Below are 7,005 nucleotides of genomic sequence, written 5' to 3'. Positions count from 1 at the left end.
ATCACGTCACCAACCCCGACGCGAGGGGTTTTTCGAGGTGTCCGGCTATTGCGCGTGCCAACTCGGCGATTAAGCCTGCGGTGCCGAATTGGTACCATCTCGCCACTCAGATCAATCAGGGCGAAGGGGCGTTGGCCAATTATGTCCGCTTTAGCATGATGCTGGCGGCCATTCGGAAAGGGCGGCCATTAACCCCAATTGTGTTCCAAGATGCTTCCGATACATTGGCATTGAGGATTGTCGATGACGTCCTTGAGAAGGGAATCCCCGAAGATAATGCGGAACCCTTGATTAAAGACGTTGTGGACAGCACAAAGGACATGTCCCTCGATCCTGAACACTGGGCCGGATCGGCGGCTAATAGCCTGAAGAAAAACAATTTCGAGTTGCTGAATCAGTTTGTCGCTTGGTACCGAAACTTACCTTATCGCGATATCGGCACGTTCGAGGGCGATGTTTTCAACGAGCATTTTGGAAAGTTTGTCGATGCCGCTGCGCGACAAAATACCGCCGCCGCCTATTCGCAAATTTATAAGCGCCCTCAGGCGCTTGATTTTTATTTGACGCGAGGGAAAGAACTCCAACCCGTGCCGGGGATGGACTATCGCCCCAAGGGTGAGAATGTCTCTTTCCACCCCGATGTTATGCGCGTGGCATCGATGTTTCCTCCTGAGTCGGTGCTCGCGCTTTTGACGCAAGACAAAGCCCGGCTCGACTCGCCCGCCTTACGGGAATTATTCGGCGATACCGATTTTGCCGACCTCTTGCCAGAACAGAAGCAAAAATGGCAGCACTACTTGGGCGTTTTGCGCGGCGATCCCCGGATTGGCGCGCCTTTCGGCGTTGAGGTTGCGTCGATGGATCGGTTGCGCCTGGTGAACGATGCCGGGGTGCAGACGATTAACAATAAGCTCCTGACGACGCTGACCCCGGAGGAGGCAGTGAAGCGTCAGCAGATGGCGTCGGTCCGGGCGCGTCGCGGGGCGTCTTTGCCCGAGCCGGTTAATCCGCTGCCGGTCTTCACACTGCCGGAGCCATTGCTCACCCCAACTCCCACCCCAGTGCCCTATGACGGCGGGCGGGAGGGGCGGGCCGCACAGCCGCATCCGGCGCTGGGTTTCGATGTGCCGACCCCGCCCACATTTAAATCTCCCGCGCTGCCGTCAAAAGAACAAATGGGGATCAATTTGACTTTCTCCCCGCCGCCAAGCTTGGTGGCGGAGGCGGACGGGCGGCAGCGGATCGAGCGCCCCCCGCCGCCCGGGCCGGACGATGCGCCGGTAACGCTGAAACAGCTTCAAGACTCGCAGGAGGCGCTGTTGCTTGATCTGCGCGTAACACTGATGAACCGGCCCGCCCCGGAAATCGACATCCTCGCCCTCCGCAGGCAGCTCCGGCGCGAAGACTATCTCGACGTGCTGAGGGGCCGAACCATCCATAGCTACCCCTGACCGCTCTGCTATCCCCCGGCCAGAACGCCGCCGGGAGCGTTTTTCTGAAAGAGACATTGATGCCCGACATTACGACGCGCTGGGATAATACCCGGTTTCGCGGCGACTGGGCTTTGCTGCCCCCGGCGCTGCTGGCGGACTGTGATCTGTTCACGTCCGTCCTGATTTCGCTGTTCACCCATCGCCGCGCGCTGGATGACGATATTCTGCCCGATGACCTTGTGGGGCCGGGGCTGCCAGAGCCGGTGCGCTTGTCGGGCGACCGGCGCGGCTGGTGGGCGGATAGCTTCCTGCCGCAGCCGATTGGCTCGCGGCTCTGGCTGCTGCACCGGGAGAAGCAGCTTGCTTCCGTGGTCAGCCGGGCAAAGCTCTATGCCGAAGAAGCCCTGGCGTGGCTGGTCGCCGATGGCGTTGCCGAGCGCGTGAAGGTCAATGCCTTCATCCCGCGCGACGAATGGCTGGCGCTGGAAGTGAAGCTCTATCGCCCGAAGAAGTCCGGCTTCGATATTCGCTTTGATTGGGCGTGGCAGGGGATCGAGTTCTGTTTGCCGGACGGTAACTCCGGCAGCGGCGCCCCGCCGCCCGCGCCCAAGGTGCGCGTGACCTTTGACCGCACGACGGTCGATTTCTCGCTGACCGCCCTTTCCTTTGACCTGACGGGAGCCTGAGATGCCGACGGCAAATAGTTTGGGCCTGATCCGCCCGTCGATTGACGATCTGATGCGGCAGGCAGAGGCCGAGATTAACGCCCGTCTGCCTGGCGCCGATAGCCGCCTGCGCTGGAACAACCTCTCCGTCATCGCCGCTGTGCTGGCGGGCGGGTTGCACGAGGTCTATGGCTATCTCGACGGCATTGCCGAAGCCGTACTGCCCGACCGGGCGACCGGCGATGTGCTGGAACGGCATGCGGCGTGGCGCGGGTTGCTGCGCAAGCCTGCGACGCCAGCAGCAGGCAGCGTCCGGGTGACGGGGCAGCCAGGGGCGGTGATTCCGGCAGGCGCGCGGCTATTGCGCGGCGACCAGGCGGAATATGCGGTGGAAGCGTCCGCGCTGATCGGGGCGGATGGCACCGGCTCGGTTGCGGTCGAAGCGCTGACCCTCGGGGCGGCGGGCAATGCCGCGCCGGGGACGGAGGTGCGCTTCACTTCTGGCGTGGCGGGCGTGGCGTCTGTCGCCTCGGTCGGGCCTTTGGGCCTTGGTGGCGGGGCGGAGCTTGAGACGGACGAGAGCCTCCGCGCCCGGCTGCGCGCGCGGGTGCAGCTCGCCCCGCACGGCGGTGCCGCCCATGATTACATCGCCTGGGCCCTGGAGGTGCCGGGCGTCACGCGCGCTTGGGTGCGGGTCATCCCGCCCTGTCAGGTCCGGGTGCTGTTCACGATGGACGACAGCTATCCAGACGGCATTCCGCTGCCCCAGGATGTGGCGAACGTCCAAGCTCATATCGAGACCCGCCGCCCGGTGACGGCAATGGTCATCGTCAAAGCGCCGAACCCGGTGCCGGTGGATTTTATCGTGCAGTCGCTGGTGCCGGAGAGCAATGCGGCGATCCCGGATGTGCGCGCGGCAATCATCGCCGAACTCAAGGACATGATCCTGCGGGATGGCGCCCCCGGCTCTCCGTTGCTGGTCAGCCATGTGCGCGAGGCGATCTCAATTGCGGCGGGCGAGTGGGACCATGTGCCCCTCAGCCCGGCGGCGAATGTGCCGATTGGACCGGAACAACTGCCGGTCTTCGGCGGCATTACGTGGGTGTAAGGCGATGGCAGCCCTTACCCCCTCGGTCTTGTGCCGCTGCCTGATCAAACGTTGGACCGACCCGACGCCGATTGTCCGCCCGGCCTGTGGGCTTGGCCTCGACGCCTATCTGCATTTGCTTCTGCAACTCCTGCCGCGTGGCGAAGTCTGGCCGCGCGAGCCGGAGAGTGTGCAAGTGAAGCTGATGACGGCCATAGCGGCGATGTTCGCTCTGCCATCGCCCGCCGATAAGGTCAGCTTCGACAGCACAGACGATGCATTTTCGGAGACGGGGCCGACCTTCGATCTCGATCAAGGCCGGGTTTCTGGCTGGCACCTCGAAGAGCGCGTTTGCCGCCTGCTGAATGAGCTTGACCCGCGCGTGCTGGTCGAACTGCTGGCGCGCTGGGAGGTGTGGCTCGGGCTTCCCGACATCTGCATGCCGAAGGTGACGGGCCTCGACGCCCGCCGTCAGCGCATCGTCGCCAAGGAAAATGCCGTCGGCGGCGCCAGCGTGCCTTATTTCACCGAGCTTGCGGCACTGCTGGGTTTCGATATTCAGATCGAAGAACCCTTTCCCCTCGGGGCAGGCTGCCTGCGCGGCGGGCATCGCGCCGGGTGCTGCTGTACCTGGATCGTCCATGTTCGCTGCGTCGAGTTGGAAGAGGGCGTTACGCTGCCGGAAGCGCAGGCGATGCTCGAATGCCTGTTCCAGCGCCTCAAGCCCGCCCATACCGCCGTCTTCTTCCGCTACGGCTCTAGCTACTGCCAGAACAGCGACCCCGACCGCTGTTTTTAATTTGGTCCCTCAGGCGCCGGGCGTGAGGCCTCCGCCTCCCTTGGCTTCCGCCGCGTAAGCGGCGCGGCGCGGTCGCGTCGTAGTTCCTTCTTGCCGATAATCAGGAGTTTTCCGCATGGATCGCTTGCGCGATGCCGACACGACGCTGGTCGTGCCGAACCCCCACGATATTCCGCCGCCCGGCTCGATCCACGATAAGCCGGGCTTTTTTGTCGATTGCGACCTTGAAGCCGGGTTCCTCGGCACGCCTTTCCGCGCCTATTGGGCCAATATGATTACCGAGTGTATCCGCAACGCCATCCTGAAGGCGGGGCTGGTGCCGGAGTATACCGACTGGACGCAGTTGGGGCTTGCGATTGAGAAGATTGCCGATCGGATTGCGCGGGAACTGATCAATATTCTCGTGCCGCCGATGATTGACGATAAAATCGGCAAAATCGAGTTCGTTCGGGACGGCGGCAATGTCACCGGCACGATCAAGGGGGGTAAGTTTACCCTGAACGCCCCAACGCCGCCCCCACCGGTTGAACCACCGCCGTTTCCGGCAATCGAAGATCATATTTTTGCGATTGGGACCGGCGCTAGCATCACAAACGCCAAGTGGACAGGAGGGAGTGTCCATCTCGCCCACTCAGGCGACGGCACCGCCGCTCTAGCGGTCCATAAAGGCGGGATAAGTGTCCTTGGCGGGACGACGGCGGGGTTAAGCAGTAATCATCCCTATGTTATCCGCGGCGGTACGAGTGCCAGCGTACCGGGGACATTCGACAATGTTTACGAAGGGAGCGTGCTGCAAAGCCCGACCCCCGATAAATATTTCGTACATTATGCGGCGGAGAACGGCACCCAACGGCAGTTTGCCGTCTCCCTAGACGGCAGCGTTTTTGCGGCGAATACCACCCTGCAAGCGGCCGACTATGCGGAATGGTTTGAAACGGTGGACGGCGCTCCTCTGGAGGCAGGGGTATCGGTTGTCCTGGACGGTGCCAAAGTGCGCGCAGCCCAGGCCACGGATGATCCCCGCGATATTATCGGCGTCACCCGCCCGCTGGGAGCGCCAGGCGTTATCGGCAATGCCGCCGAAGCCTATTGGGCGGACCTGCATGTCACCGATGCTTTCGGGGCGCCGATCTGGACGGAAACGGTGGATGTCGACGGTCAGACGTACCGTAGCCATGCCGTGAATCCCGAGTACGACCCGACCCGCCCTTACATTCCTCGCTCTCAGCGCCCGGAATGGGTGCTGGTCGGCCTGCTCGGGCAGGTGCCGGTGCGCCAGGGCCAGCCGCTCGGCGACCGCTGGCGCGTCATGCGCCCGGCAGCCGACGGCGTTGATCTGATTTTCATCCGCTAAGGAACCTCCCCCATGCACACCCAATTGCTCTACCCCGGTGCCGTCGCCGACGATGGCACCGGCACCGTGCTGCGCGACGCGGCCTTTATCCTTAACAATATGATCCTGCGCTTGGCCGGGTCGGCGTGGCGTCAACCGGTTCTGGCGACGCTCGATACGCCGCCGGTGGCACCGTCCCATCAGCAGCGCTGGTTGATCGGGGGCAGCCCGAGCGGGGCTTTCGCGGGGAAGACCGGCCAGATCGCCGAATGGGTCGGCACTCCGTCCGGTGCCGCGCCGGTCAATGCCTGGAGCTTCGAGCCGCCGACCGACGGCGCGCTCGTCATCGACATTGCCGCCGCCAAGCTGCTGCGCTGGAGCGGGTCGGCCTGGGTGGAGGCGGTCGGCGCGGGGGCCGTCGATTGGGGGGCTGTCACCGGCAAGCCGGATTTTTTTCCGCCGTCCGCCCATAGCCATGCCTTCGGCGAGCTAACGGCGGTTCCGGCCCTGCTGCTGGCGTTGGCGGGCCTCGGCGGCGATGGGCTGGTGCAGAAGGCGGGCGGCAGTCTTGCCACGCTGGCGGCGACCGCTTTCGGTCTCGCGCTGCTGGGTGGGGCAGATGCCCCGGCGGTGCGGGCGCTGCTTGGCCTGGGCGCGGCGGCACTGCTGCCGACGAGCGGCGTCGGTGGCGTCGTCACGCGCGGGGCGGATAATAAAATCGCGCCCGGCGACCTTCCGGCCATCGCGTTGAACGATATTTTCGAAGCGGGCAGCGAAGCCGCGATGCTGGCGCTGACGGCGCAAAAGGGCGACGCCTGCGTCCGTACCGACCTGTCGAAGACGTTCTTGCTGGCCGCTGATCCGGCCTCGGTCCTGGCCAACTGGAAGGAGGTGCTGGCGCCGGTCGGCAGTGGGATCGCGTCAGTCTTCGGCGCGACCGGCCCAGCGGTGACGATCCCCGGTCTGACCGGCCTTGCGGGCGCCATCGATCCCGCCGATGAGGTGGCGCTCTATGACGCCTCGGCAGGCGCCCATCGCCGCGCCAGCCTGGCAACCTTGCTGGCCGGAACGACGGGGCTGACCGGCGCGGCCCCTGCCGACATCGGCACGGTCGCGGCGGTCGGGTCGGCCACCTCGGCGGCGCGGGCCGACCATGTTCACAAGCTGCCGACCTCCGGCGTTGCCCCCGGCACCTACACGAATGCCACGCTGACCGTCGATCAATTCGGGCGGTTGACCTCCGCCAGCTCTGGCAGCAGCAGCGGGATCGGAACGGTTGCGGGCGATCCGCTGAAGGGGATTTCGGTTACAACGGCGGGACCAACGGCGACGGTCGCGTTCAACGGGCTCGCCTTACCCGGCCTAACTGCCGAACTGGCGGCCTCGGCAGCGCATTTTGTGATCATAAAGACCGATGGCACCCCCGGCCAAATCCACATGGGGTTGCTCGTCGCCAATCTCGCCGCGCGCGCCACGCCCGCCGACGCCGATCATCTGATGACGTCAGCGGCGGCGGGCGGCACAACGGCCCTCGGGAAAACGACGATTGCGCAGCTTTTCAACGGGCGGACCCTGCAAAACAGTCGGCTGATTGGCGTCACGGAAACCAAGCAAGCGCGGACCGATATTTCCGGCGCGGTAACGATGGGCACCTATCAGGTCGGCAATACCTACCATTATCGGCTGAC

Annotated in this window: 6 protein-coding genes; all 6 read left to right on the top strand. The window is 64.3% G+C overall.

The window, feature by feature from the left end:
• Positions 1 to 320: 320 nt before the first annotated feature.
• Positions 321 to 1,451 (top strand): hypothetical protein, encoded by a 1,131-nt coding sequence (locus CHR90_RS00095; RefSeq protein ID WP_141210823.1) that lies wholly within the window; start codon positions 321 to 323, stop codon positions 1,449 to 1,451.
• A gap of 59 nt (positions 1,452 to 1,510) precedes the next feature.
• Complete coding sequence (locus tag CHR90_RS00090) at positions 1,511 to 2,119, top strand: phage GP46 family protein (protein ID WP_094406487.1); 609 nt, start codon at positions 1,511 to 1,513, stop codon at positions 2,117 to 2,119.
• A gap of 1 nt (position 2,120) precedes the next feature.
• A complete protein-coding gene (locus tag CHR90_RS00085) occupies positions 2,121 to 3,206 on the top strand; it encodes a baseplate J/gp47 family protein (RefSeq protein ID WP_212668569.1) in 1,086 nt (361 codons plus the stop codon).
• Positions 3,207 to 3,210: 4 nt separating this feature from the next.
• Positions 3,211 to 3,984: a putative phage tail protein gene (locus tag CHR90_RS00080; protein ID WP_170941225.1), complete on the top strand. Its 774-nt coding sequence runs from the start codon at positions 3,211 to 3,213 to the stop codon at positions 3,982 to 3,984.
• A gap of 115 nt (positions 3,985 to 4,099) precedes the next feature.
• On the top strand, positions 4,100 to 5,338 hold the full coding sequence (locus CHR90_RS00075) for a peptidase G2 autoproteolytic cleavage domain-containing protein (protein WP_094406483.1): 1,239 nt from the start codon (positions 4,100 to 4,102) through the stop codon (positions 5,336 to 5,338).
• Positions 5,339 to 5,350: 12 nt separating this feature from the next.
• Positions 5,351 to 7,005, top strand: a 1,655-nt coding sequence (locus CHR90_RS00070) for a DUF2793 domain-containing protein (RefSeq protein ID WP_141210821.1), incomplete at its 3' end; no start/stop codon positions are given.

It is taken from the genome of Elstera cyanobacteriorum (assembly GCF_002251735.1).
Classification (GTDB): domain Bacteria; phylum Pseudomonadota; class Alphaproteobacteria; order Elsterales; family Elsteraceae; genus Elstera; species Elstera cyanobacteriorum.
Note: the sequence above shows the minus strand (reverse complement) of the source record. Positions and strands in the feature narration are given on the sequence as shown.